Source organism: Cellvibrio sp., assembly GCF_053579595.1.
Map to the genome: position 1 here is coordinate 1 of NZ_JBRFPI010000004.1, position 23101 is coordinate 23101.

Below are 23101 nucleotides of genomic sequence, written 5' to 3' on the forward strand. Positions count from 1 at the left end.
GTGCTATTGTCCGGCTGGTGTCTATGAAATTATCGAAAAAGATAATACATCGCGCTTGCAAATCAATGCCGCCAATTGCATTCACTGTAAAGCCTGTGACATTAAAGATCCCACACAAAATATTACCTGGGTGCCGCCTCAGGGTGGCAGTGGCCCCTACTACGAGGCAATGTAATATTTATTCAACAGTAATAGATACCCGCGCTCGCGGGTATGACGATGATATTTAACACGATTAAAAATCGTCAGCGTAGCAAACACCTGTACCGCCCAAACCGCAGTAACCACCGGGATTTTTATGCAGGTATTGTTGATGATAGGTTTCAGCGTAATAAAATTCGCTGGAGGGTAAAATTTCGGTAGTTATCTCACCAATATTTTTTTCATTTAAGGCAGCCTGATAAGCCGCTTTTGTCTGTTCAGCCAATTCGCGCTGCACATCATTGAAATAATAAATACCCGAGCGATACTGGGTGCCGCGATCATTTCCCTGACGCATCCCTTGGGTCGGGTTGTGCGATTCCCAAAATACCTTTAATAATTTTTCCAGTGAGGTTTCTTTGGGATCAAAGACCACTAATACAACTTCATTCTGCCCGGTTAAACCACTCCACACCTCTTCATAGGTTGGGTTTGCCGTATAACCTGCTGCATACCCCACCGCCGTTGTATAAACTCCCGGCTGCTGCCAAAACTTGCGCTCCGCCCCCCAAAAACAACCCAAGCCAAATACAATCTGTTCATGTCCATCGGGAAACGGCGGTTTGATAGTCGCATTTTTTACCGCATGTTGATTATCAACACGCATAACATCTTCCCTGCCCTTCAAGGCTTGGTCGCGAGCGGGCATTTGGAGTTTGGTGGTTGAAAAAATCATTGATTGCTCCCGTCATATCCAGACAAATACTTTTATACAAACAAAAAGGTATGCAAACAAAAACGGTGCCCTCAGGCACCGCTCATGGTTATAAAATTTTTGGTTAGAACCAGCGGCTGATGTTCAACCGCTCCCACCAGGTCATTAATAACCGATCCACTGCAGCCTGCGCAGCAAAGCCCAATTTTTCAGGCAGGGATTTTTTGTATGTGAATTCCACTTCATAAATATCTGCATTTTCAGCTTGAGCAAATAAATACTCGTCACTGGTCTGCAATTCATCAATCAAGTTAACTTCAATTGCACGACGACCGAACCATACCTCGCCAGTCGCGACTTTCACCACATCAACCTGTGGGCGATGCTCACTCACAAATTCTTTAAACAGAACATGGGTGTCTTCCAGTTCTTCTACAAATTTTGCGCGACCTTTCTCGGTATTCTCACCAAACATGGTCACGGTACGTTTGTACTCACCGGCGGTAAACATTTCGTAATCTATATCGTTTTTCTTGAGCAGCTTATGGAAGTTAGGCAACTGCGCTACTACACCGATAGAACCCAGAATTGCAAAAGGCGCAGCAACGATTTTGTTGGCCACGCAAGCCATCATATAACCGCCGCTGGCAGCAACCTTGTCAACACATACCGTGAGCGGGATATTTTTGTGGGTGATGCGAGCCAACTGGCTTGAGGCCAAACCGTAGCTATGCACCATGCCACCACCGCTTTCCACCTTCACAACCACTTCATCGGTGGGTTTTGCGAGTGTTAGCACAGTGCTGATTTCTTCGCGCAGTGATTCTACTTCCGAGGCCTTGATATCGCCGTAAAAATCCAATACGAAAATACGTTTTTTCGCTGTCTCTGTGGCCTCACTGGCGATTTCGTCAGTTTTGGTTTTTGCCATTTCTTTGGCAGCTTTCTTCTTTTGTGCTTTCTCTTCTTTTAAGCGTTTCTTTTCCGCTTTTTCAAACTCTTTGTACTCTTCGTCATCCAACATTGCATCACGCAAAGAGTCGCGCAGGTGATCAAACTTTTCATTGAGTTTGGTCACTTCAATATGCCCTTTATCTGACTTTTTGTTGCGCCCACCCATTGATACCGCGACTGTGATTATGACAACAATGGCCGCAACGAAGGTGATCGTCTTGGCGAGAAACAAACCATACTCTGTTAAAAATTCCAAAGGCTAAACTCCGCACAACTTTAAGATGAAATGAATCGGTTAAAATAAAAATTAATTAAATTCTGCCACTGCTTCGCGCGCAACCTCGTTTATGGGGCGCGCCACCAAACCGGTGTTGGAAAGACTGACTTCAAACAAAGCGCCATCTTTCATCGGCAAGTAGGTAGCTGAACCATAAACGGCATCAACTACCGGAACCCACTCAGGATTGGAATGAAAAATCCTCCAGACATCAACACCGTACAAGCTGTCATGCACGGTATAAGCGGTGCGTTTAGCAGTGGTTTCTTGTTCGATATCGTAATAGCGGCCACTCAAACGTTCGAGCCTGAATGCGGGCTTGAGACCAAAGGTAGCGAGGTAACCTTTCCACTTCACAATACGTGCATCCAATTGCCACTGATCACCGCGTATTTCAACGCGTTGTTCTTTACCATCTTTATCGGAAAGAACGGCAAAGTAATGCTGGTCCTCGATCTTGTCAAAGTTAATGGTAGCGACCACCTGTTCTTGCAAGACCTGTTTGTAGCTATACACATCGTAAGCAGTGAGTGCCACCAGTGTACCGGCCGCCAGCAATGCCAAACCGAAAATGCCGCGGCAAAAACCGACAAACCAGGAGTTTTTCCAGAGAAGGCTCACCGCTTTATAAGCAAGATAGGCAGCAATAAGACCAATAAGAATCGCCAGTAAGGTAAAAATCATAAATGTCCTACCTGTGTTAACAGCTTGTTATTGTTTATGGTGAGGGTTGATTTGACGCAAGCGCTCGATGTGATGAGCGATTAATTGCCCCGCTACACTAGCGGGTGCTGGCGTCTGAGGCAACTGATCGTAACGGAACCATTTCGCATCCACAATTTCCGTAGGGTCGATATGAATATCACCCCCCTCATATTCAGCGAAAAAGCCTAGCATTAATTGGCTCGGGAATGGCCAGGGTTGGCTGCGGAAATACTCCACCTTGCCGACTGTTACGCCCACCTCTTCCATAATTTCGCGGCGGACACACTCCTCTACACTCTCCCCCGCCTCTACAAATCCTGCCAGGGTTGAATACATCACCCGTGTTGAGCGTTGATGATGTGCAAGCAACAATTCTTCTCCGCGAGTAACCAGTACGATCATACAAGGGGATATGCGCGGGTAAAAACGGAGTTCGCACGCACTACAGACTTTGGCCCGGTCGATATCATCCTGCAAGGTTTCCTGCCCGCAACGGCCGCAGTAGCGATGATCATAAAACCATTGCGCGACCTGCAATGCGCGCCCCGCCAACTGAAATTCACTTGCCGATAAAATCTCTAGCTGCGAACGCAAACCGAGCCACTGATACTCCCCAGGCAGAACACCGGAAGCAAATACCTTGACCCACAAATCCTCGCCGTTGAGGACACCCAAATAGTGCTCACTTGCGAGAGTTAAACCAACATCTTGCAGATGCGATTCATTGGCGAGCAACAAATGACCATAGGTATCGCACAGCAGCTGGTCGCAGCGATAAACAGGCGATGCCGCGACCATGATAAAACGCCGGTTGCGGGAAACAACCGGCGCTATAGCTGAGGCGTGAAATTCAAATGAAGCAGGATCAAAACGAAAAGACATAATTAGACGTTGTAGCCCAGAGCCTGCAAACTCTCTTCAGCGATTTGCAATACGCTGGTATCAGCATTTTTATCGAGCTTGATTGCATCGAGATAATATTCAAGGCTGATAACCGCATCGGCAAAAGTTTCTAACAGATGCTGCACCGCGGGATGCTGATCCGAAGCCAACAAATCCTCATCGACAAAGCGCATGCAACCTGCCAGTACGTTCGCCGCGCGCGACAACCCCAACAAGAACATACCACCGCGCACTGAATCCAGAATTCCGGAGATGTTGCGGATATGGCCTTTGTCGTAATTGGATTCTGCAAATGCGGTAAGCGCACGCTTGACCATCGATAAACCGGCTTCCGCCTCATCGATTACAATTTTTTCAGCTTCAGCAATTTGATTATTCGCCATTGCTGCATCGCGCGACAGCGCATTAATTTGTGCAACTTTTTCGTCGGAAAGATTGGCGTTGTGCAAACCGGCGATAGTGCTTTCTACATATAACAACGTATCGGCGACCACCAACAATTCATCGGGTGTAACCGGGGTGTGATTGGCTTGCCACACAGCGATCTTTTCGATTTCTTGCTTAAGGCTATTGCTTGGTGATACCAGCCCCACAATCGATAATATATCGGCCACCTTTTTTAGGGTTTCCAATAATTCCGGCGATTCGCTCAATAGTTCAGCTCCGCCCTGAGCTGCGCGCTCAAGAATATTTTTGGTGCTGTGCAATTCATCGGTTAACACGGCGACCATAGAGCTAATGGTGTTGGCACTGGGACCATTGAGGAATTCCATTTCGCGTGCAAGTTCTGCCTCGGTATAACTTAGAGAAGTCATCCCATAGGCAGACAAAACGGTTTTGGAAATTTCCTGCTCAGAATGGGAGAGCGCCAATAAATAAACCAATTCTTTTTGCAGCGCTGGCTCCACCTCACGAGTGAGAACCGCTTTACCTTCAAACTGAAAACGTTTTATTTCACGCTCGATTGCACTGAACAACATTTTGCGGCTCTTGGTGAGGCGCATATTTTTTTCAGCCAGCGCTGCCAGTGTAGCGCTGCTCAACCACCAGAAGTTGCTGAGCACACTGCCTGCAGCGGCAGCTTCCAACCGTTGCAGTGCACGGGTCATCATGCCCAACGAGGCTTTTGTTTGCACATTTTTAAGAACGTTTAATAAACCGGTTTGGTACATGTGGCGCAAGCGACGCACCAACACACTTAAATCTTCCGGCAATTGCTGCGCAGCAACCAAACTGCGGTTCACTTTTATTGAGGGCAACGGATAAAAATAACTTTCCGGCAGCGGCGCCACTTTGCGGGCTAGACGCAGTTCATTGATATGGGGAATCAACAGCATTGCCATACTGCGCGCAGTTTGCGTGCAGTATTCAAGATAGCGCGGCAGGATAAAAAAGCTCGCTGTCAGCAATTCCAATTTCGCATCGGTTTTTTCGTCTTCACCCAGGGTGATATCGGTAATGTGGATCACCAACTCTTCGGCCAACAAATCGACTCCACGTAGTTGGATCAAACTGAGGATACCGCGAATTTGCTTGATGCCATCAATACAGTTTTGCAGTAACTCGCCGTTGTTGCGATCCTGCGAAAACTGCTCCAAGCGGATGGCCGATTGCTCAATGGTGGCAACCAATTCATCCTGAACCATTTTGAGGGAGGCGAGATTTAAGGTTTCTGTTGTGCTCACAATAACATCCTGGCGTTTGTCTCTTAACGGGTTAGGGGCGTGGCCGCGCAGGGCGTGCCAGCCAAGCAATACATACAAGTCACATTGACTCTATACCATGTTCGGCGTTATTTCACCGCCACCGTGCAAATAAGCGGGGCAAGGCAGGGAGTTTGCCAAACATCTCTCACTTGTTCATTTTTTCTACTTAGGGTTTAAGACGAGCGTTTTTCCCTTAATTATTCGCGCAACCATACGCAATTGTCGCCACTACTCTTGGCAATCACCGCCAATTTTTGGTCATGTAATACCAGCTCATCTTCAGTGGCCATAATAACGGGTAAGGGTTTGCGACCGGGCGCCAGACGGCGCAGCTCATTCTGGTCGCCACCCTCTTCATTCTTTGATTGGTTACCGCCGAGCGATAATGCTGTCTGCCCGCCGGTCATTAATAGATAGACATCAGCCAGAATCTCGGCATCGAGCAAAGCGCCGTGCAACTCGCGCTGGGAGTTATCAACACCGTAGCGCTTGCAGAGTGCATCGAGGTTGTTCTTCTGACCCGGATGTTTGGCGCGTGCCATCAATAAGGTATCTATGACGTGGCAGCGGTCACTGATGCTGCCAAAACCCGGGCGCAACATATTCATTTCGTAATTGAGGAAGCCGATGTCAAACGCGGCGTTATGAATGATCAATTCCGCATCGCCAATAAACTGCAAAAACTCATCGGCAATACGTGCAAACACCGGTTTGTCTTCCAGCATGGCGTTGCTAATGCCATGCACAGCCTGAGCGCCTGCATCTATTTCACGCTCGGGTTTTATATATTGATGGTAGTGGCGGCCCGTGAGGCGGCGATTGAATAACTCTACGCAGCCGATTTCAATAATCCGGTGCCCCTGGGAGGTTTCCAGGCCGGTAGTTTCAGTATCCAGTACGATTTGACGCATGTGCTTAAACCTTAGGTCAGGTCTTAAAAGTAACCCTGTAGTCGGGTGTATTCATCGTGGCGACAAAAGACGAAAGTGCGAACGCAAACCGGGCGCGGGGCCGAGGATCCGTGTCACCGCCAAACCGCGCAAGGGGCGGTATTGTTGCCATGCAGGTTTAATGGGGATCAGCGGGATATGATCTTTGCGCGCGACCACCATATAAAATCCACCCCAAGGCAAGCGCAGCCTTTTACCCCAGCACTCCAGCCAATGCAAATGTTTAATCGCATTTTCCTGCGGCAACGGCGGCCGGAAAAAACCTTGGTAGACCGCAATCGGCTCCATATCCAACAGCTTCAACCAGTCCATCAAACGCCCTAAACGCAAATATTGGAAGCGCCAGCGCGGCTGGGATTTCACTATGCGCGCAAGGCTTGCACACAATCCCCACAGGCTCCAGGGATTAAATCCAACCACAATTAAATGCCCTTTGGGAATGATGATACGCGTGGCTTCGCGCAATAGGTGATGGGGACTTTGGCTGAAATCCAGGCTGTGATGGAGCAATACTGCGTCTATAGATTCGGCGGCAAGTGGCAAGCGATTAAAATCCGCCAAGGCGCCAAGGCGCTGGTTATCCTTGTACAACTGATCTTCAAGTTGGGGATGTAATACAAACCGGTGGGAAATCCGGCTCTCGGTTGTCAAATCCAAACGACCACTAATTCCCAGTTGCAACAAATGATAGCCAAACACGCATTGCAAACCGTCAGAAATAGCCTCCTGCTCTTCTTTAAGCAATGCACGCCCAAGCGGAGATTCAAACCAACCGGTCAAGTCAACAATAGACTCCCGCATGGGCAAGACACCAAAACGTTTCTTCCAGATGGCGGAAAAACGGATTAGTAATCGATGCGGTGCTTTGATCAACTTTCGGTGCATTTGTTACGCTCATCATTTACTGCAAGTGCGTTTATATAAGGATCGCAACAATCTAGCACAAGAGCCCATCGCAAATTAGCGTTAAAACATCCCGGGAGACAGGCGTAGAATAAACGGCACCATTTTAGCGAGGCGCCAATGTGCTAACGATTACCCCTATTCCCGCACTCGACAGCAATTATTTTTGGGTGATTCGGCCAAGCCTTAATTCCAGGAATGTCTTTGTGGTTGATCCGGGTGATACCACTCCGGTTATTGATCACCTCACCAGCCACCAATTGGCGCTGGCTGCCATTCTTATCACCCATCGCCATCGCGATCACACACAAGGTATTGCTGGCTTAGTGGAGCGGTGGCCAGTACCGGTTTACGGCCCCGACTCAGAACTGGTCCCACAAATCACCCACAAAGTTGGCGATGGCGATTTACTGGAGTTAGAGGGAATCGCATTTAATATCATCGGGGTGCCCGGTCACACCTGGGAGCATATCGCCTATTTTGCCCCCTCAACCGACGACATACCTGACCCAATATTATTTTGTGGCGATGCACTCTTCGCAGGTGGTTGCGGGCGGCGGTTTGATGGCACTGCGGAGATTATGTGGGATTCGCTACAACAACTTGCTGCATTGCCCGACGACACTCAAATCTATTGCGCCCACGAATACACCCAAGCCAATCTGGCATTTGCCATCGCTGTAGAACCCGATAATCAGGAACTGGGCGCTCGCTTTGAGCAGGTCAAACACATCCGCGCACAAAATGGCATCACCCTGCCCTCAAATATGTTGCTGGAAAAACGAACAAATCCTTTTTTGCGCTGTCAACAACCTGGCATCAAAATCTTCGCCGAAGTCAAAACGCATAAAACACTAATTACACCGGCTGAAGTATTTGGTGCTTTGCGTTCAATCAAAGACACTTGGCCGAGTTGAAAAGACGCTTGATCTGATTGAAAAGACACTTGGCCAAACTAAACAGGATAAGCACCAGATTCAAAGCCCCGATCAGCTCTCAGCAAGGTTGTGACAGGCTGCCCTTATTCCGAATTAGGCGTTGACCCATGCGACGCCTGCACCTAGAATCCGAGATCCACAGCCCCAGGGAGGGCGAAGGTAATCACTAAATAGCCGTTATTTGGCGAATTAATAGGATGAAAATCCTAAGACGCAAGAATAAAGAAGGCCAAAATCAACCGGATTTTCCGAGCCCGATAGGTCGGAAAAGTAACCCTGACAAGTGACCCTATGAACCATAAAAACCGCTCCCCGCTGCTGCTCATTTGCTTTGCCTGGATTATTGCGTTGGCCGGCTGTAGCACCTTGAAAAAAGCTGATGAACCCATCGTTGACACCAGCGCCGCAGAACCCGTCACTCCACCCGAAGAATCTGAACTGGGTGCAAAACTCCGCGAACACACCGGTGATTACGGCAATCTTTGGGAAGAAATTGCTGATGGGTATAGTTTTCCCGAAGTTAGTGATGCCAAGGTCAATAAAAATCTGCGCTGGCTATCCAACAACCAGCGCTACCTTGATCGGGTAACAGAACAAAGCAAACCCTACCTCTATTATGTTGCGAATGAACTGCGTGAAAACGGATTACCAATGGAACTGGCGCTCCTTCCAATCGTTGAAAGTGCCTATGACCCTTTTGCCTCATCACCCAGTAAGGCTCTTGGCGTTTGGCAGTTTATGCCGCAGACCGGGCGCAATTTCGGGCTCAAGCAAAACCACTGGTATGATGGTCGCCGCGACATAGTTGCCTCCACCGATGCCGCCGTACGCTACCTTAAACGTCTCAATACCATGTTCAATGGCGATTGGTTATTGACTATCGCCGCTTACAACGCAGGCGAAGGCACAATCCGCCGCGCAATTGAGAAAAACCGCAAGCTGGGCAAAGGAACAGATTTCTGGTCGCTGCCTTTGTCGCAACAAACCCAATCCTATGTTCCGCAATTGCTTGCGCTCTCCAAGGTAATAGCCGACCCCGAAAAATATGATCTTGAGTTGGGTGAGATTTCCAATAACCCCTATTTCACCACTGTAAATGTCAGCGCACCAATTGATCTTGCCCAAGCGGCACGCATGGCAGAGATTGACCCCAAAGAACTGCGCAATCTCAATGCGGGCTACAACAAATGGATTACAGATCCTACTGGCCCACACCAACTCCTTGTTCCCGTTGCGGATGCCGCTCAATTTACCCTGAACCTCGACAAACTTCCCAAGATTGCTCCCCTGCAGGTAGCTGGCGATTACAAAGTAAAATCCGGTGATACCCTCGGTGCGATCGCCAAACGTTTTGGAACCAGTGTTGCTGCAATTCAATCCGCTAATAATCTCAAATCATCGCAATTAAAAATTGGCCAAAGTTTAAGTATTCCAGGCCAGGCACCGATGAGTTCACCCTACGCAATTCAGGCTGAGCAAGAGATCGCCCAACGCAATCAAAAAAATACCGGCACCTACTACACCATCAAATCGGGAGACAGCTTTTGGACCATCGCCAGAAAACACGATACCAGCGTGAAAAATTTGCTGAAGTGGAATGAATTACCGGCCAACGCAAAGTTAAAGCCGGGACAAAAATTATTAGTGGTCAATAAAACTGTTACTCAAACTGCAGATAACAAAATTACCTACCAAATTAAAAGTGGCGATACACTGCATAAAATTGCCAGCAAATTTGATGTATCCAAAAAAGATATTTTGAACTGGAATAAAGTGAAAGATGAAAGCTACATTCATCCGGGTCAGGAATTAACGATTTATCTCACAGCAAAAAATTAATTTTTCTTGGCATATAATGGAAAAGGCCTGATTTTTCAATCAGGCCTTTTTTTGATGGATATAGCTAGCTTTTCTCAATGAATATCCAACACATCAACATACTGAACCGCAGTATCAATGCGGCTTGCCAGCGGCACTATGCTGCAAGAATCTGTGTCGGCCTCGGCTACGGCGGCATCTTTGTTAATTTTAAGATTTACAAAATCAAATAAATTCAAATCTGCCAATTGCGATGGCTGCGCATTGCGGATTGCAGAAAAAATAGTTTCAGTGCGTCCAGGAAATTGACGCTCCCACTGCTGCAACATGTCTTTTACTACCTGACGCTGCAAGTTTTCCTGCGATCCACACAGATTGCACGGAATAATCGGGAAACCTTTCAACGCGGCAAAGTGCGCAATGTCTTCTTCAGCGCAATAACTCAGCGGGCGAATCACAATATTGCGTTTATCATCCGCCAACAATTTGGGAGGCATAGCTTTTAATTTGCCACCGAAAAACATATTCAAAAACAGGGTTTCAATAATATCGTCGCGGTGATGGCCGAGCGCGATTTTGGTCGCACCTATCTCATCGGCAAAACCGTAAAGTGTACCGCGGCGCAAACGCGAACAGAGTCCGCAAGTAGTTTTACCTTCCGGAATCACTTCTTTGACGATACTGTAGGTATCGCGCTCGATAATATGGTAAGGCACACCCACCTGCTCCAAATAGGCAGGCAAGATATGTTCAGGGAAACCAGGCTGTTTCTGGTCCATATTGACAGCCACCAGCTCAAACGAAATGGGCGCGGTCTTTTGGAGGCTCATCAAGATATCCAGCATAGTGTATGAATCCTTCCCGCCCGAGAGGCACACCATCACCTTGTCGCCGTCTTCGATCATGTTGTAATCGACTATCGCTGAACCGGTCAAGCGGCGCAGACGCTTTTGCAGCTTGTTAAATTCAAGGCGATCTTTGCGTTCGTGTAACTCTTTCATGGACTCAAAACTCATACGGGAAGGTAGATCAAACGGCCACTGGGTCGGCGAGCGGCGCATTGTACGGATTTTACGCGCAAGTTGAAATCAATCACCGGAACACGGCAAGCCTTTGCCGGTCTATAATTCAGGAATTGCAGGCTAACTGGTTGAAATAGCAGCAAGTACCGCCCGCACACCTTATCAAACTGGCATCTCAAGTATCTGGCATAGGGCTTGCTCTTACCCCTATTAAACCCCACCGAAATTCGCGCTGGGGGAGAATTTTTGCCACGAGGAGGTAGTAATGTCGTTTATCGATAAACTGTTTAAGAAAAGTTTCCGCTCTTCTGTGACACACCAGACCTCCAAACCAAGAAATCCGCTTGCTGAGCAGGAGGACGTATTATCGGAGAATTATATTCCCGACCAATACCTCCCACTTTGGGAGCTGCAAAAACAACGGCAATTGCTGGAGGTAAAGATCACAGGCGCCAGCCGCGTTTATCAAAGCATGATCCTTGCAATTGATATTGAGCGCGGCTTGCTATGGCTTGATGATCTTTTCCCCCAGCAGCATATATTGGATGCTGGGGACGAAATTACTTTGCGCCATCACCGCAATGGCGAGCAACTTGTCGTTCGTGCTCATATTGTCGCTATGGGCTCCACATATAATGCCTCGGGCTTTGCAATCAACTTACCCGAATTTGTCTACTACATGCCCAGACGCAGCTCCCCGCGTTATATCATCGGCCACCAATCACCGCTCTCGGTGAAAATTCGTACGCTGGGGCAGGAACCAAGCTATGGCACCCTGCAGGATATTTCCACAGGCGGCCTGCGCTTGATCGTTGCAGGCAACATGCTCCCCTACTTGCGACACGGCGCGCTCTTGCCCATGTGCGAAGTCGATATCAGTGATGAATTACAGATTCGCTGTCGCGCGCGTATCTGTGCCTTCCGGATCGGTCGCAGTCCCTATCGTCATACGCAAATTAGTGTTGAGTTTATCGATATGGAGGAAGAGACGCGCACCGCTCTCGCCCGATTTCTGCGTGAATCGCAACTCGGCTGCGACAAACTCTCCCGCCCCCAGTCAACAAGCACCCAGGCCGCCTGAAGTCTAAATGGCTATAGAGCAACTAGAGATTCGCCAGTTATAGACTAGGCTTGAAACGTCAAGGCAGATGATCTACTCGTGAGTTTTTGCAATTGGATAAAAACGTCGCACGATAGGTCAGGTTTTTATCGTTATATCAGGAATTCACTCATGCGCAACAACGGTCATATCACCGGCAGGGAAGTACATCTTTCCACTAACGAGGAAATTGTCTCTTCCTCCAATATACGTGGCGATATCGAATTTTGTAACGAAACCTTTTGCCGTATCTCCGGCTACAGCCGCGAAGAATTGCTCAACCAGCCGCACAACATTTTGCGTCATCCGCAGATGCCGCCAGCCGCATTTGAGATGCTTTGGACCGCCTTGAAAGCCGGCAAACCCTGGATGGGGGTGGTGAAAAACCGCTGCAAAAACGGCGACCACTATTGGGTCGATGCCTATATCACTCCATTAAGGGAAAAAGGCCAGATCTACGGCTATGAATCCGTTCGCGCCAAAGCTGATCCCAATCTGGTTCGCCGTGCGGAACGTGTCTATGAACGCTTAAACCGGGGCAAACCGCCCTACTCATCCTGGGAAAAATTTTGGGGACAATTTGGCGGTAGCACCCTCGTTGCGCTGACAAGCTGGATACTGTTACTCATCGCCACTAGTGTATTTGCATCTCTATCATTCACCTCCGTTATTGCAACTACCTTTATCGCACTGATCACTGGCGGCACTGCGCAATTAATGCAACAAAACCGAATTGCACAGGCACTACAAGACGCCCGGAACACTATCAATGACCCTTTTGCCGCTTATATTTATACCGGCCGATGCGATGCAATGGGTGAAATTGAATTAGCGCAACACGCGATAAAATCACGCTTGCGTACGGCATTGGGGCGATTTGGTGAATCAGCCAAAGAGCTGCAACAAAAAGCGGGCGCTGCACATCATCACGCACGCAGAACCTATGAGGGGATGAGTGCCCAACAACAAGAAACTGCAGGGGTTGCCACCGCTATGCAGCAAATGGCGCTAGCGGTTCAGGAGGTCGCAAGCGGTGCAAACCAGACATCGATGGCGACTGGCGCAGCGATTGGCGAAGTGGACAAAGGCAATCTTGTTATTGAAGGTGCCCGCCTCGCGATTGATGATTTATCAAAAACCGTCGGCAATCTGGGTAGCGTGCTCAACAAATTGAGCGAAGACAGTAGCAAAATCGCCAATGTGGTCGATGTGATTCGCGGAATCGCCGAACAAACCAATTTACTTGCACTGAACGCTGCAATAGAAGCCGCACGCGCGGGTGAACAAGGGCGCGGCTTTGCGGTAGTGGCTGATGAAGTGCGTTCGCTGGCGCAGAGAACGCAAGAATCTACTGGTGACATCCAGCAAATCATCGGCAACCTTGGCAAAGCCACTGAGGACGCCAGCCTCAATATGAAAAACTGTTTGGATCTCGCCGACCGCAGCGTGCATGAAATGAGCAATGTGCGCACCGCGCTGGATTCGATTTCACACTCAGTCAACACTATCGACCAAATGTCCCACCAGATTGCCACAGCAGCAGAGGAGCAATCCTCTATGGCATTGGAAATTGAACGCAACACTCAATCGATTGCACGCATTTCCGACCAAACACAACAGGAGATCAGTATCGCTGACGGTCTGAATAGCGAAATGGATAAACTCTCGCACAAGCAGCTGGATTTGATCATCAGATTTAATTAATACCTTGCCCAATTGATGAAATTGATTCAGCTTTTTGCAAAAAATTTCGTTAAGCTTGGGCAAGATAGCTAATTATTTTGTGCGAATGATGTGGAATTCCCATGATATACACCCAAGAAATTGCCAACCATGACCTCCTGCGCTTAGACCGCGCCCATGTATGGCATCCCTACACCTCATTTACCCAGCCAGGTATGGTTACAGCAGTGAGCCATGCTCAGGGAGTAGAGTTGCATTTAGCCGATGGCCGCGTGTTAATTGATGGCATGTCCTCCTGGTGGAGCACATTGCACGGCTACAATCACCCGGTATTAAATCAGGCCGTCATTGATCAAGTGGGTAAAATGGCGCACGTGATGTTTGCCGGCATCACACATGAACCCGCAGTAAAACTCGCCACGACCCTCGCCAAAATTACCCCGGAAGGTTTGAATAAAGTTTTCTTTTCCGATTCAGGCTCGGTCGCTGTAGAAGTTGCGCTTAAAATGGCGATTCAATATTGGCATTCACAAGGCCAGGCGCAGCGCACCATGTTTTTGACCTTGAAACGCGGATACCACGGCGATACCTTTGGCGCCATGTCGGTATGTGATCCACAGTCGGGCATGCATCATTTGTTTCATCACGCACTTTCACATCATTTATTTGCTGAAGCCCCACCCTGCAGTTTTGACGAGCCGTTCCAGGAATCCCACATCGCAAAATTTGCACAGATGATCCAGCAGCATCGCCAAAAAATTGCAGCTGTGATTCTCGAACCCATTGTCCAAGGCGCAGGTGGAATGCGTTTTTATTCGCCGGACTATTTACGCCGCGTACGCGAGCTATGCGATAAAAATGAAATTTTGTTGATTGTCGATGAAATTGCCACCGGTTTTGGTCGCACAGGAAAACTATTTGCCTGCGAGCATGCGGGCATCAGCCCGGATATTTTATGTATAGGTAAAGCTCTCACCGCTGGCTACATCACCCTTGCAGCAACACTCTGCAACGATAAAATCAGCAACGGTATCTGCAAGGGCGAGAACGGCATTTTTATGCACGGCCCCACCTATATGGCCAACCCACTCGCCTGCGCGGTTGCCAATGCCAGTATCGATTTATTACTCAATTCCGACTGGCAAACGACGGTTGCCAATATCGGTCAACAAATGCGCGCAGAGTTAGCGCCCTGCAAGGATTTTTCCTACGTTAGCGATGTGCGCGTACTGGGTGCAATTGGCGTGGTCGAGCTGGAAAGTGCTGTCGAGACAGGCAAGCTGATGCCGCTATTTGTAGAGCTGGGGGTGTGGATACGCCCATTTGGCAATATTATTTATTTAATGCCGCCGTTTATTATCAGCAAAGATGAATTGAGCAAATTAACATCAGCTGTGTTAAAAGTTGTAGCGACACTCGCCAAGTAATTATCTCCACTGCAAAAAAACAAGCAGAATAAAAAAAATCCCCGCCGTTTACACGTGCGGGAATTTTTTATTGCGCAAATACAATTATTTTATTTTGCGAATCCCAACAGCCTCGCGCACTTTTTCCAGCAACGGCTGACTGTAAGCCCGCGCTTTTGCGGCGCCTTTTTGCAGCACTTCTTCGATATGGACGGGGTTTGCCAACAAGGATTCATACTTATCGCGCGCCTCCGCCAACTGCCCATTGATCAATTCAAACAATTGGCGTTTTGCTTCGCCCCAGGCAATGCCTTCAGCAAACTGTTGGCGCATCTGAGCAGTTTGTTCTGGTGTCGCAAATGCCTGCCAGATTTGAAACACTGGGGAAGTATCAGGATCTTTTGCCTGACCTGGTTCGAGTAAATTGGTAAGGATTTTATTGATCGATTTTTTCAGTTGTTTTTCCGGCAAAAATAACGGTATGGTATTGCCGTAACTTTTACTCATTTTACGGCCATCCAATCCTTGCAATACCGCATTCACGTTGTCATCGACTTGCGCCTCTGGCAACACAAAATGTTCACCGTAGTGATGATTAAAACGTGCGGCAATATCACGCGCCATTTCAATGTGTTGGATCTGGTCGCGGCCGACAGGAACTTTATTGGCATTGAACATTAAAATATCGGCGGCCATTAAAATCGGATAGGAATACAAACCCATGGTGATACCGTAATCCGTATCTTCACCGGCCTCAAGATTTGCATCGACTGATGCTTTGTAGGCATGGGCGCGGTTCATTAAACCTTTCGCCGCATTACAGGTGAGCACCCAGCACAACTCGGGAATTTCCGGCACATCAGATTGGCGATAAAAAATGGCGTTGTCGGTATCCAGCCCCAATGCCATCCAGGTAGCAGCGATTTCACGGGTGGATTGATGCACCAGATCGGGATCCTGGCATTTGATCAGCGCATGAAAATCCGCCAAAAAATAAAAGGATTGTACGTTTGCACTTTGGCTCGCCTGAATTGCAGGACGAATGGCGCCAACGTAATTGCCGAGATGCGGAGTGCCTGTGGTGGTTATGCCGGTTAATACGCGTTGTTTACTCATGATGCCCTATCTCTATCGATGGATAGCCAGTTGGTGTGGCGATAAAAATCAGGGCGCCATCATACAGGCAAGCCACAAAAATTTGCAGCTTGCCTGTGCCAGCATTACAAACCAGAGTAGTAGCGAGCACAGTCGCCCAGGATACAACTATCAAAGCCTGCCTGGGTCAACAGGTGCGACGCTACATCGCAGCGGCGGCCGGAATCGTCGGTGATTACATAGGTCACCGTATCATCCAGATTTTTAAGATTGTTGCGCAATTGGTTGAGCGGAATATTGCGGCTTTCAGGAACAGCTTGGGCGCGACGTTCAAGCGGCAAACGTACATCGAGGATTTGATAGGCAGGTAAATCCGCCGCACGCGCTTTGAGATCATCGGCGCTCACATATTTAAGCACCGGCTCTTGCAGCAATTCACGGAAATCCTCTTTATCCAAGCGCATCACTTTGCCGGGAGTAATCATTTTTACGGTGGCATTGCGCGTGGTGTCGCCCACCAGGGCTTCCTCGCCAAAATAATGGCCGGGACGCAGCGCCGCCAAAATCTTGCCCGCCGTATCCATCACCATCGCACTACCGGATTCCAGCACGTAAAAATAATCACCGCGTTCGCCCTGTTTGATAACAACTTCATCGGCCAATACTTTTTGCGCCTTGAACCGTATAAACAGTTGGCGAATATTGGCGGGCGGCAAGCGGCTGAACAGTGGCGATTGCAATAGCGATGACATCCAATCGCTATCATCGTGCAGGCTTACACCCGATAAATCAGCTTCTTCATCGCTGGATTCACTCCAGGCAAGCACCAGGTCGAGAAAATCGCTATCAACCGACAAGAGGGTGACATCGGACTTGGCGACCGCAGAGACCTGTGTTGGTTGGGTGATATTAAGCGGCGAACGACGGGATTCACTGGCAGGATTGATAGTATTCACCTGAAAGCTGGAATCAATAAGATCCACCGTACCACTGACTAAATACACTTTTTCAGGAAACGGGCGACCTCGTTTAAAAATGATCGCTCCCTTGGTGATTTCCCGTAGCGCGGCTTTCTCGGCAACCTGTACCAAATATTCATGATTGAGGGTATTAAAAGGCGCAAAAGACGCTAATACATCAAGGCTAATCGCCATTTTCGACTCCACTAAACTCTAATCAGGATCATTCAACGCTAATCACAATGGCTTAATTCTAACTATCGATAAAATAATCAGTGGTTTTTTATTAGAGAAATATGCGCGAGTATAAACAGCCAACAGCCACAAGAGTCAGGCTTGTCGTCAGTATTAGCACTGGGTCACAGCCGGACTGCGAGCGGTTGCACTTTCATCACAATAATACAACCGCTCAGCCAAAAAGACTTGCTCAAAGTTTCCGCACACCCATTAGCTGCGGGAAACCAAGGCAATAGGTGCTCTGCGAAAGCTAAAAAATTCCACTGTTGCTTTATAGAGATACCAACCATCGCTGGCACCTGCTAACTCGCGGATGGAGTGCATAGCAAAGGTGGGCGATCCAACATCAATCGTTTTCACTCCAACCTCTGAGGCCACTACCGGGCCGATAGTGCTGCCGCAACCCATATCGGTACGCGCCACAAAGGCTTGCACCGGTACGCCCGCTGTTTCACACAACAAACGGAAGAAGGCGCTGGTTTCACTGGTAGTCGCGTACCGCTGGTTGGCATTGACTTTAATAACCGGACCGCGGTTCAACAGCGGGCCATGGTTTTCATCATGCTTATCCATAAAGTTGGGATGAATGCCGTGGGAATTGTCGGCCGATATCATCATCGAGCGCTCAATCACACGCACACGCGTTTCACCATCGGGTAATAGCCGCTCAAGAAACTGCTGCAACATCGGGCCTTTGGCTCCGCAGCAGGAGGCGCTGCCAACCTCTTCATGATCGGTACAAATCAACAGGCTGGAAACTTGATCGTCTGCTTCAAGTAAAGCTTGCAACCCCATGAAACAACTCAATAAATTATCAAGACGCGCACTGGCGATAAAATCTTGCTCCAAGCCGATCATGGCCGGTGGCTGGGTATCGTAAAGACTGATCTCGTAATCCAGCACTTGTTTAATTGCGAGCTGCGGTTGCTGGCGCAGCAACTCGGCGTGCAACAATCCGCGAAAATCCGGCAAGGCTGCATCTTCAGCGGGAAGCTGCAACAACAGCGGGACTATATCTTTTTGCGCATTGATTGAACGGGCATTGTTGGCTTCGCGATCCAGGTGTATGGCGAGGCTCGGCACCACCGCTACAGGGCGCTCAAAATCAACCAATGTACTGGCGATTTGATCGGATTGATCGCGGTATGTCACCCGCCCCGCCATGGATAAATCACGGTCATACCAGGGTGCCAACAAGGCACCGCCGTACACCTCCACACCCAGCTGAAAATAACCACGACGATTTAGCTCTGCACGCGGTTTCACTTTCAAACAAGGGCTATCAGTATGCGCACCCAGCATACGGATACCTGAATCCAGCAACGACAATTTACCGTACACAAAGGCAATAATCGACGAGTCATTGCGCGTCACCAGATAGCGCTTGCCAGGCTCAAGCTGCCAGATATCACCCTCATAAAGCGGGATAAAACCAGCCTCCAACAATTTGCCTGCGATATTTTTAGTGGCATGAAAAGGTGTGGGGGATGAGTGCAAGAACTCGAGCAAACTGGTGTTGAAATCCACCATGGAACAAGAGGCAGTCATAATAAACTCACCAAAATCTAGTTGGGGTTACGAATACGTTGGCGTTTTTGCCAGGAGATGGTATCGCGCAAATACACAGGCTGGGCATCAAGCACATCTATTGCGCCACCGGCAGACCACACCTGTGCTGCGATTAAGGCCATATCTTCCGCTTGGGGTTGGGCATCCACCACTATAGTGGACGCCACCAGCACCTGCATCGCCGGATAATGCCAGCCAGGACCGACCGCAACAAATCGCCCTGCCAATGACTGGATAATATCCTGCCCTGACAAAAGCTCAGGTTTCATCACAAACTCATCGCTCAGAGGCGCAATAGAAGCGCCATCGCGCGCGAACACCCCCCAATAAACCTCGTCCATACGCGCATCCAGCGACACCAACACAGGGAGGCTAGCTTCGGGATTTGCGCGGTAATAGCCCTGAGCCATAGCTTCCAGGGTGGATACCGGAATCACCGGCAACTGTGCACCAAATGCCAAGCCCTGCACAATTCCCATACAAATTCGCAAACCAGTGAACGAACCGGGACCGCGGCCAAAGGCAATAGCATCAAGGTCATGTAACTTGAGGCTATTATCACCCAGCAACTCATCCACCATGGGCAACAACCGTTGGGTATGGCTTTTCGCGGCCAGCTCAAACCGGGCATCCAGTTTTCCATTGGCATAGAGTGCGACCGAGCAAGCATCAGTCGAAGAATCCAGGGCGAGAATCAGGCTCATAGGAAGAACACAGAAAAATTGAAAGTATACACAATGAAACACGGGACAAAAAAATAGGCTCCGTAGAGCCTATTTTTGCTGTATTGATTAGATTAACCCAATACAGTCAGCAGTTGCTGGCGAATTGAATCGACACTGCCAATACCGCTAATACGGGTGTATTTGGGCACTTTGGTTTTACCTGAAGCAGCAAGGCCTTGGTAGAAACCGACTAATGGTTCAGTTTGATCATGGTACACGCCTAAACGCTTACGCACGGTCTCTTCGGTGTCATCAGGACGTTGAATCAGGGGCTCACCCGTCAGATCATCGTGCCCGGCTACTTTAGGCGCATTGTGAATAACGTGGTACACACGGCCAGAGGCTTCATGTACGCGGCGGCCGCTCAAACGGGACACAATCTCTTCATCTGCCACATGAATTTCAATCACATGATCAATATCGACACCGGCATCCAACATCGCTTGCGCTTGGGGGATGGTGCGTGGAAAACCATCAAACAAGAATCCATTGGTGCAATCACTGGAGGCAATGCGCTCTTTTACCAGGGAGATAATCAGATCATCCGGTACCAGACCGCCAGCAGCCATAATGTCTTTCGCCTGCAAGCCCAAGGATGTGCCGGCTTTTACCGCGGCACGCAACATATCACCAGTGGAGATTTGCGGAATGCCAAACTTCTCCATGATCAGTTGCGCCTGAGTACCCTTACCTGCACCGGGCGCGCCCAACAATATCACTCTCATCTCGGATTGCTCCTCAGCATTATTTTTATCGGGCCAAATGGGGAATCCCTTTGTCCTCGAACACGGCACAAAATGCCCAACAAAAGAGGCGTTACGATACACGCCCATGAACCCAATCACAATATGCCGGTTGAGCCTCTTCCTAGAAAAGCACCATAAGATGGCAATTTTTAATACATCGCTGGGTTAATTAGGATATTACTGTTAAATGCATCCTCAATTTATTGTCATATGAAAATTTTCATCCTAGAATGCCTCAATATCAATCAAGCTACTCAGGATTACCTTTTCATGGCCAAGTCAGTCGAACTCGATGAATATGACCGCAAGATCTTGCGCGCCCTTCAGGAAAATGCCGATTACTCAATGGCAGATTTAGGGAATATGATTGGCCTGTCACACACCCCCTGCTGGCGTCGCCTTAAACGACTGGAAGTGGAAGGTGTAATTCGCGGTAAAGTAACTTTGCTTGACCCCAAGCTACTGAACCTGGGGGTGACTGTTCACGCTTACATTACTATTAAAAATCACGATGCTGCCTCACTCGAAGCATTCGAAGAAATGGTCCAAGCAATACCCGAAGTCGTTGAATGTTACTCAACAAGCGGCGAGAAAGATTATGTGTTACGGGTAGTGGTAGAGAGCGTTGAACACTATGAACGATTAATGAAACAAACCCTGATTCATCTCCCCAATATCGGTTCGATTAATTCCGCGTTTGCGTTGAAGCAGGTGAAATTTACTACACAGTTGCCAATCTAGCTCCAATCCAAATAACTTATAAAAAAAACCGGGTTCACACCCGGTTTTTTTATTAGCTCAAAATACATCCTAATCAAACTTTGAATTGCATCAACAATTGGCGCAATTGAATAGACAATTCATTCAAGCGCTGGCTCTCAACTGCGGTTTTTGATGCTCCTTCCGCGTTATTCATTGCCAAGGAATTAATCTGCACCAAATTTTTATCAATCTCCGATGTAACCGAACTTTGTTCTTCCGCAGCGGTGGCGATCTGTAAAGTCATATCTGAAATTTGTTTTACTGCCGTGCTTATTCCCGTTAATGAATCCCCTGCCTCAGTGGCAGAGGTAACCGCTTCTGAAGTCATAGCTGCACTACTACCCATTGCATCCACCGCATGTTGGACGCCCTGCTGCAGCTTACCCAACATTCCGTGGATATCAGTAGTCGACTGCTGTGTGCGGCTAGCCAGCGTACGCACTTCGTCAGCCACCACCGCAAAACCTCGCCCTTGTTCACCCGCACGCGCGGCTTCAATTGCCGCATTGAGCGCTAATAAATTGGTCTGTTCAGCAACACCGCGAATGACATCGATAACGGAAGTTACATTTTTCGCCTCTCCTTCCAAGCGCAACATAAACTCTGCGGTTTCACTAATCCGTGTAGCCAAACCTTGTACACGCTCAACGGCAAGATGAATGCGCTCTTGGCCACGATCAGTAATTGCCGTCGCCTCTTTGGTATTTTGTGCAGTATTACTGGTATTGCGCGCAACCTCCTGAATCGCCATGGTCAACTCATTCACGGCGGTCACTACCATGGTAATTGCATGGCATTGGTCATCTGCCGCACGCTGGCTATTGCTGGATACCACCAACAAGGACTCTGCTGCTTTGGACACCTCCGCTGCATTAAGCAGCACACTACTAATAATTCGCTGCAGTTTTTCAATAAATTGATTAACGTTGGTAGCCAGCTGCCCCAATTCATCATTGGTATTTACAGGTAAGCGAACAGTTAAATCACCATCGCCTTCCGCAATATTTTGAATACGATGACTAATCTGACGGACTTGATTGGCAACCAATATCGGCAAAAAATAAGCTGCCAATAAACTCACGAGCGTTCCAACAACCACTAGCGCTAGTAACTGTGCAGAGCTGGTTGATTGGTTTTCATCAATTTGAACGGTGAATTGATCGACATGAGCCAAGCGCTTTTCTTGTAGTTCATCAATATAATCACGCAAATGTCCAAAAGCTTCGGCAGCGCTGCCATAGGATTTTTGTAGCGCAGTTGCACGACTGGTTTCGTCGGAAAGACGTGCAGAGTTAATCACGTCAGCGGCTTGAATTTTCCACGCGTTGTAGCGCCGGGTAAATTCCTCCCGCTCGACAGCAGTAGCCGTATTAGAAAGATCAAGCGATTGATAAACCCGATCCTGCGCCTGCTTGGCGTTTTCGCTTTGCTCCGTGAATAAGTCTTGATGCTTGCTGCTATCGAGCTGCAACAAAGCTCGCTCAGCAAGCAACGATTGATAAAGGTCCCGATCAGCTTGTATCAGTAATTGAATTTCAGGCAAGTTAACCTTAGCAATAGTCGCAGCATTCCCGCCAAGCATTTTACTCGTACTGATAGCATGCAGGCCCATATACAACACCAGCACAACCAACAGGAGCAACGGAAGCGTAAGCTTCCACCGTAAACTTAATCCTTGATACCAGCCAAACATGGCAAACCTCATCATTAATTTTCTATTGTGATACATCAGATATGGAAACTGATGTATCTAAGTCTAGTAACGATTCAGAGTTTTGCTATTGGCAG

21 protein-coding genes are annotated in these 23101 nt (G+C 48.5%); 7 read left to right on the forward strand and 14 right to left on the reverse strand.

Annotated features, from left to right (window positions below; all coding sequences use genetic code 11):
• The coding region (locus ACWA6V_RS00525) for a 4Fe-4S dicluster domain-containing protein (RefSeq protein ID WP_449520700.1) at positions 1-175 on the forward strand (175 nt) is incomplete at its 5' end.
• A 60-nt stretch (positions 176-235) separates the two neighbouring features.
• On the opposite strand, the gene msrA is transcribed toward ACWA6V_RS00525, so the two are convergent.
• The 7 genes from msrA to ACWA6V_RS00560 form a co-directional block, all read right to left on the reverse strand.
• The gene (gene msrA / locus ACWA6V_RS00530) at positions 236-877 is read right to left on the reverse strand and encodes a peptide-methionine (S)-S-oxide reductase MsrA (RefSeq protein WP_449520674.1); all 642 of its coding nucleotides are present in this window, start codon (positions 875-877) and stop codon (positions 236-238) included.
• Positions 878-980: 103 nt separating this feature from the next.
• Positions 981-2066, reverse strand: a complete 1086-nt coding sequence (gene sohB / locus ACWA6V_RS00535; RefSeq protein ID WP_449520675.1) for a protease SohB — start codon at positions 2064-2066, stop codon at positions 981-983.
• A 51-nt stretch (positions 2067-2117) separates the two neighbouring features.
• Positions 2118-2771 carry a cation/multidrug efflux pump gene (locus ACWA6V_RS00540; protein ID WP_449520676.1) on the reverse strand — a complete coding sequence of 218 codons (654 nt, stop codon included), beginning with the start codon at positions 2769-2771 and terminating at the stop codon, positions 2118-2120.
• 27 nt (positions 2772-2798) lie between these two features.
• Positions 2799-3674: an NAD(+) diphosphatase gene (gene nudC, locus ACWA6V_RS00545; RefSeq protein WP_449520677.1), complete on the reverse strand. Its 876-nt coding sequence runs from the start codon at positions 3672-3674 to the stop codon at positions 2799-2801.
• Positions 3675-3676: 2 nt separating this feature from the next.
• On the reverse strand, positions 3677-5380 hold the full coding sequence (locus tag ACWA6V_RS00550) for a pilus assembly protein (RefSeq protein ID WP_449520678.1): 1704 nt from the start codon (positions 5378-5380) through the stop codon (positions 3677-3679).
• 218 nt (positions 5381-5598) lie between these two features.
• Entirely contained in the window at positions 5599-6312 is a 714-nt protein-coding gene (gene dnaQ / locus ACWA6V_RS00555) for a DNA polymerase III subunit epsilon (RefSeq protein ID WP_449520679.1), read from the reverse strand.
• Positions 6313-6363: 51 nt separating this feature from the next.
• Positions 6364-7236 carry a class I SAM-dependent methyltransferase gene (locus tag ACWA6V_RS00560; protein ID WP_449520680.1) on the reverse strand — a complete coding sequence of 291 codons (873 nt, stop codon included), beginning with the start codon at positions 7234-7236 and terminating at the stop codon, positions 6364-6366.
• Between the two features lie 140 nt (positions 7237-7376).
• Between ACWA6V_RS00560 and gloB the strand changes: the two genes are divergently transcribed.
• Together gloB and ACWA6V_RS00570 are read left to right on the forward strand one after the other, a co-directional pair.
• The gene (gene gloB, locus ACWA6V_RS00565; RefSeq protein ID WP_449520681.1) at positions 7377-8171 is read left to right on the forward strand and encodes a hydroxyacylglutathione hydrolase; all 795 of its coding nucleotides are present in this window, start codon (positions 7377-7379) and stop codon (positions 8169-8171) included.
• Positions 8172-8483: 312 nt separating this feature from the next.
• Positions 8484-10031, forward strand: a complete 1548-nt coding sequence (locus tag ACWA6V_RS00570; protein WP_449520682.1) for a LysM peptidoglycan-binding domain-containing protein — start codon at positions 8484-8486, stop codon at positions 10029-10031.
• Positions 10032-10105: 74 nt separating this feature from the next.
• Here the strand turns inward: ACWA6V_RS00570 and ttcA are convergent, their stop codons facing one another.
• Complete coding sequence (gene ttcA, locus ACWA6V_RS00575; RefSeq protein WP_449520683.1) at positions 10106-11011, reverse strand: tRNA 2-thiocytidine(32) synthetase TtcA; 906 nt, start codon at positions 11009-11011, stop codon at positions 10106-10108.
• Positions 11012-11297: 286 nt separating this feature from the next.
• Between ttcA and ACWA6V_RS00580 the strand changes: the two genes are divergently transcribed.
• From ACWA6V_RS00580 to bioA, 3 genes are all read left to right on the forward strand, one after another.
• Positions 11298-12113, forward strand: coding sequence for a flagellar brake protein (locus ACWA6V_RS00580; protein WP_449520684.1), 816 nt, complete (start codon positions 11298-11300; stop codon positions 12111-12113).
• 150 nt (positions 12114-12263) lie between these two features.
• Positions 12264-13835 (forward strand): methyl-accepting chemotaxis protein, encoded by a 1572-nt coding sequence (locus ACWA6V_RS00585; RefSeq protein WP_449520685.1) that lies wholly within the window; start codon positions 12264-12266, stop codon positions 13833-13835.
• A gap of 101 nt (positions 13836-13936) precedes the next feature.
• Positions 13937-15241: an adenosylmethionine--8-amino-7-oxononanoate transaminase gene (gene bioA / locus ACWA6V_RS00590; protein WP_449520686.1), complete on the forward strand. Its 1305-nt coding sequence runs from the start codon at positions 13937-13939 to the stop codon at positions 15239-15241.
• A gap of 84 nt (positions 15242-15325) precedes the next feature.
• Here the strand turns inward: bioA and ACWA6V_RS00595 are convergent, their stop codons facing one another.
• The 5 genes from ACWA6V_RS00595 to adk form a co-directional block, all read right to left on the reverse strand.
• Positions 15326-16336 (reverse strand): tryptophan--tRNA ligase, encoded by a 1011-nt coding sequence (locus tag ACWA6V_RS00595; RefSeq protein WP_331352251.1) that lies wholly within the window; start codon positions 16334-16336, stop codon positions 15326-15328.
• Between the two features lie 104 nt (positions 16337-16440).
• The gene (locus ACWA6V_RS00600) at positions 16441-17469 is read right to left on the reverse strand and encodes a cyclic nucleotide-binding domain-containing protein (RefSeq protein ID WP_449520687.1); all 1029 of its coding nucleotides are present in this window, start codon (positions 17467-17469) and stop codon (positions 16441-16443) included.
• A gap of 252 nt (positions 17470-17721) precedes the next feature.
• Positions 17722-19059 (reverse strand): M18 family aminopeptidase, encoded by a 1338-nt coding sequence (locus ACWA6V_RS00605; RefSeq protein WP_449520688.1) that lies wholly within the window; start codon positions 19057-19059, stop codon positions 17722-17724.
• Positions 19060-19076: 17 nt separating this feature from the next.
• Positions 19077-19784, reverse strand: a complete 708-nt coding sequence (tsaB, locus tag ACWA6V_RS00610) for a tRNA (adenosine(37)-N6)-threonylcarbamoyltransferase complex dimerization subunit type 1 TsaB (protein WP_449520689.1) — start codon at positions 19782-19784, stop codon at positions 19077-19079.
• 92 nt (positions 19785-19876) lie between these two features.
• Positions 19877-20530 (reverse strand): adenylate kinase, encoded by a 654-nt coding sequence (adk, locus tag ACWA6V_RS00615; RefSeq protein WP_310071098.1) that lies wholly within the window; start codon positions 20528-20530, stop codon positions 19877-19879.
• Positions 20531-20821: 291 nt separating this feature from the next.
• Between adk and ACWA6V_RS00620 the strand changes: the two genes are divergently transcribed.
• The gene (locus tag ACWA6V_RS00620) at positions 20822-21292 is read left to right on the forward strand and encodes an Lrp/AsnC family transcriptional regulator (protein WP_449520690.1); all 471 of its coding nucleotides are present in this window, start codon (positions 20822-20824) and stop codon (positions 21290-21292) included.
• A gap of 73 nt (positions 21293-21365) precedes the next feature.
• Here the strand turns inward: ACWA6V_RS00620 and ACWA6V_RS00625 are convergent, their stop codons facing one another.
• On the reverse strand, positions 21366-22925 hold the full coding sequence (locus ACWA6V_RS00625; protein WP_449520691.1) for a methyl-accepting chemotaxis protein: 1560 nt from the start codon (positions 22923-22925) through the stop codon (positions 21366-21368).
• Positions 22926-23101: the final 176 nt, after the last annotated feature.